General features: G+C 44.9%; 4 protein-coding genes and 1 pseudogene. All 5 read right to left on the minus strand.

The window, feature by feature from the left end:
- Positions 1–291, minus strand: a pseudogene (locus tag EWV68_RS22130) (IS110 family transposase); the annotation flags it as partial.
- A gap of 452 nt (positions 292–743) precedes the next feature.
- Positions 744–1,019, minus strand: a complete 276-nt coding sequence (locus tag EWV68_RS17125) for a MoaD/ThiS family protein (RefSeq protein WP_002757903.1) — start codon at positions 1,017–1,019, stop codon at positions 744–746.
- A gap of 107 nt (positions 1,020–1,126) precedes the next feature.
- Positions 1,127–2,431 carry a threonine synthase gene (gene thrC, locus EWV68_RS17130; RefSeq protein ID WP_002783420.1) on the minus strand — a complete coding sequence of 435 codons (1,305 nt, stop codon included), beginning with the start codon at positions 2,429–2,431 and terminating at the stop codon, positions 1,127–1,129.
- 626 nt (positions 2,432–3,057) lie between these two features.
- Positions 3,058–3,603, minus strand: coding sequence for a 16S rRNA (guanine(966)-N(2))-methyltransferase RsmD (rsmD, locus tag EWV68_RS17135; protein ID WP_061432621.1), 546 nt, complete (start codon positions 3,601–3,603; stop codon positions 3,058–3,060).
- 3 nt (positions 3,604–3,606) lie between these two features.
- A complete protein-coding gene (locus EWV68_RS17140) occupies positions 3,607–4,284 on the minus strand; it encodes a uracil-DNA glycosylase family protein (RefSeq protein ID WP_287170498.1) in 678 nt (225 codons plus the stop codon).
- Between the last annotated feature and the right edge of the window lie 282 nt (positions 4,285–4,566).

The raw sequence follows: 4,566 nt of genomic DNA on the forward strand, positions 1-4,566 counted from the left end.
ATCGGTTTTGGCTAATTTACCAGTGGCTTTAGCAAAGTCTCTTCCTTGACGGGGATTGATTAAGGCTACAGGTAAATCCGCTTCTTGTAATTGAATCACCAGTTCAGTTTCTCAACCTCATGTCGCTTCCAGAACGATGAGGTTGACAGTGTAGGATTTTAGGGTTTCGACCAGTTTAGATATGTCCTCCTTTGTGTTAGCAACTTTCATCGCTTTACCCATCGGACGGAGGTAAACATCTAGGGTCGCTTTACTAATGTCAATGCCTACCCATTGAGAGATATTTTCCATGATTGAACCTAACTAAAGCAAGCAGAATTGATGGTTATTTTGGAGAGCATCCCCTTGATTTTACTCATCCTTGCCCGATACGGTCTCTTAGCTTAACAATTGATTGTTTTCGCCACGACCCCGGCGACTGTTCGAGTTTTGTCAGGGAGATTATGGTTAAGCATTTAAATTGCTTGTTGAGACGAGGCAAGAGGCAAGAGGCAAGAGGCAACAGTAAAGGGATTGGGGGAGATTCGGCTAATCTTAAGAATAAGTGCTTTAAATGCGGTTGGGTTGAAGCATGAAACCCAATGCTCGCTCATGTTACGCTACCGCTAACCCATCCTACAAATAATTCTGCCTCCCTACTTAAATGCGCGGGCAGCTTAGAACTTACCTGAATAAAAGCCCCCAGAAAACATCACTTTCTAGGGGTCTAATTACAATTGACGGAAAACAAACTTATGGGGAGGTTAACCTCCAGCCACCGCAGGAACGATACTGACTTCATCGCCATCTTTTAAGGGGGTTTTTGTCCCATCGAGGAAGCGAATATCTTCACTGTTGACGTAGAAATTTAAAAAGCGCCGGGGTGCGCCCTCTTCATCGCATAAGCGGGCCTTAATACCGGGGAAACTTGCTTCTAAGGATTCGATTAAACCACCGACACTACTAGCACTACACTCGATGGTAGCGTTATTTTCTGTAAATTTTTGCAGGGGAGTAGGAATGAGAACTTTTACAGCCATAGATATTAAAAGAAAAAGTGGAAAGGACGGTAAGCTGCACGCGAATTTAAATTGCTTGTGGAGATGAGGCAAGAGGATAATCGCCCCATCATCCCCGAACATCAATTCTAGACGAGAACCTGTTGCCATTCGAGGCGTTCGAGGGTGCGGGAACGTTCTAGGGCCCGTTCAAAGCTTTCTAATTTCGGTTCGATTAACAGGGGTTCACCGATATAACCCTGTACCGCTTCTTGGGTTTTTAGACCATTACCGGTGATATAAACGACCGTGGTTTCTTCGGGGTCGATTTTACCCGCTTCTACTAATTTTTTCAAGACAGCGATAGTTGTACCGCCTGCGGTTTCCGTGAAAATGCCTTCCGTTTCTGCCAAAAGTTTAATACCTTCGATAATTTCGGCATCGGTGACGGATTCAATATTACCGCCAGTTTTACGGGCAATATCAAGGGCATAAACACCATCGGCGGGATTACCAATAGCGATCGATTTGGCGATAGTATTGGGTTTAACTGGGGCGACAAAATCCCGTCCTTCCTTGAAAGCTTGGGCAATGGGGGAGCAACCCTCCGCTTGAGCGCCACTAAAACGCACTGCTTTATCTGCCACCAAACCGACTTTGACGAATTCTTGGAAGCCTTTATAAATCTTGGTAAAGAGGGAACCACTGGCTAAAGGTGCGACAATATGGTCGGGGAGTTTCCAGCCTAATTGTTCGGCCACTTCAAAGCCTAAGGTTTTGGAACCTTCGGAATAGTAGGGACGCAGATTGATGTTGACAAAACCCCAACCGTAGGTATTGCCCACTTCTGAACAGAGACGGTTAACTTGATCGTAGTTGCCTTTAACCGCCATGACCGTGGGATTATAGATTAGGGTGCCGAGAATTTTACCCGCTTCTAAGTCGGAGGGAATGAAAACACAACAGTCTAAACCGGCGTGAGCGGCAATAGCGGCGGTGGAATTGGCGAGATTTCCCGTACTAGCACAGGAAACGGTGGTAAAACCTAATTCTTTGGCGCGGGTAAGGGCGACGGATACCACTCTATCTTTGAAGCTGAGAGTGGGCATATTGACGGCATCATTTTTAATGTAGAGATTTTTTAGACCCAAGCGCCGGGCTAAACGGTGGGATTTAACTAGGGGAGTCATACCCGTACCCACATCGATGGGATTTTCACTTTCCACCGGCAAAAAGGAACGATAGCGCCAGATGGAATTGGGACCTGCTTGAATGCTTTCTCTGGTAACGGTGCGACGGATGAGGTCGTAATCGTAGTCCACTTCCAGGGGGGCAAAGGTTTCTTCGCAGATATTCAGCGCTTTCAGGGGGTAAGAAGTCCCTCCTTCCTTAGAAACCAAGCGGGTAAAGGTGGGGATGAATTTTGAGGTTTCGATGTTTGTCGCTAGGGTCATGATTTTCCTGTCTTGCCGTCAACTGAATCTACAAGCATCCTATCACCCGCAAAATCTTGGTGTCAAATATACCCGACTATTTTTGTCGGGTATAAATTTATACAAAAATTAGGGGATAATCTGGGGAGCAGCAAGGGTTAAGGGGAGATGGTTAAGCTGCCGTGTCAGGAAACTTCGGGGTAGTTTCAGGTCAAAAAAAGAACTAGAAGAAGTTATTTAAGTTTTTTAGGAGTATATAGCCTTTTTTTGCGGAATTTTATCGAAATAAATCATAATTTACGTTTAAATAGCTTAAACAGGGGGCGATTAACTGCGGTTGCCAGAAAGTTTCTCGGTTTGCTCCGGATGATTGTCAAGAAAAGTGACAAATTATGTGATTTTGTTGAGAAATAATAATTTTTCTAGGCTGCCAAATAAAATTGACCATTTCCGGCAGGAGACTCCGAGTCAGGAGGCAGGAGTCAGGAGATTATTTTTATTTATTCTTCCTTTTCCCCACACCCCACACCCTACACCCTACACCCCACACCCTACACCCTACACCCCACACCCCACACCCCACTTCCCCATCACCCCACACCCCACACCCCACACCCTACACCCTACACCCTCTTTCAAGTCAGTGGTCAGGAGATAACTGCTTTTTGATAAAAAGTTAAGGTGGTATTGCCGTAGCGTTTCTGACGACAAATGGTTAAACCTTCTAGATTAATTGCTTGCCAAGATTTGGGATTATGTTCCACGGCAATTTCCCCCAGAGAATCTAATAAATTAGATTGAGAGATGGCAGTTAGTACCGGTAAATATAAACCGCTTTCGTAGGGAGGGTCAAAATAAATTAAATCAAAACTTTTCCCCGCTAAAGTGGCTAACTTTGTCAGTACATCCCCCCGAATTACTTGGAATTGCTGGGGAAAAGTTGCTAAATTGCGCCAATTTTCCTTGATAATTTCGCCAGCGCGTCCTGATTGTTCAATTCCGATTACTAGACTCGCACCTCGACATAAAGCTTCCGCACCCATGGAACCATTACCCGCACAAAGATCCAACCAACGACAGCCGGATAATTTCTGTTGCCAGATATTAAATAAAGCTTCTCGCACCCTTGCTGTCGTCGGACGGGTTAATTGTCCTGCTAGGGTTTTTATGGGACGATTGCCGTAAATTCTCATCGGTTAAAAGGCAAATTCAGTTAATCTTTTTTGTAATAAATCAGGAAAAAGAGCATAGTATCTTTGATTGAGAGGAGAGGGATGGGGGAGAGGCAATAAAGTCACTTTCTTTTGCTGTTTTAATCCATCTTCATCGGTAGCGGTAAGGGTAACTAGCAGTTTTTTAGTAAAGCGTTCTTTATCAAGATAGAATTTATCCACTTCTTTGGGTTTCCCGTAGGGTTCAAACCATTTAAAAGCTTCGGTGCCAAGGGTAATGATATGATCACCTTGCCAATAAAAAACTAGCAGTTTTTCTATAAATGGACGAAAACGATCTTTCACTTCCCCAGAATAAGCTTTATTACCAGGAGGTTTGTAGGGAACTGTATTAGTTAAGAAAATTCGATCGCACACCGATAATAACTCTTGACGATCATGAGATTTTCTCCCCTGCCAAGCTTGAAAAAATCCCTCTCTCACCATTCTACCGGCAGCCCCGATCAAAGGTTGTCCTGCATACACTTCATCTCGTCCTAAATCCCGCCCAAAAAAGCATAACTGACTAGCCAGATTACCTGCATACAAAACCGGTTCAAAGGGGTCTTTTTTGGCCTCGTGGTAAATTAGGGTATCGATGGGAAAATCCTCTTTTTTTGCCTCTTGGTGTACCTGTTTAATTAGGGTTTTAATATCGGCCATTATTCCAGAAATCGGTTATTAGTGGCTCTCCATTCTACTACAAAAATGAAAATTATCAGTCTTCAGTCTTCAGGAGATTATTTTTATTTATTCTTCCTTTTCCCCACACCCCACACCCTACACCCTACACCCCACACCCTACACCCCACACCCCACACCCCACACCCTACACCCTACACCCCACACCCCAATTCACTCCTCTTCCCCACACCCCACACCCCACACCCTACACCCTACACCCCACACCCCACACCCCACACCCCACACCCCACACCCCACACC

The sequence above is a fragment of the Microcystis sp. M_QC_C_20170808_M9Col genome, assembly GCF_007095495.1.
Taxonomy (GTDB): Bacteria; Cyanobacteriota; Cyanobacteriia; order Cyanobacteriales; family Microcystaceae; genus Microcystis; species Microcystis aeruginosa.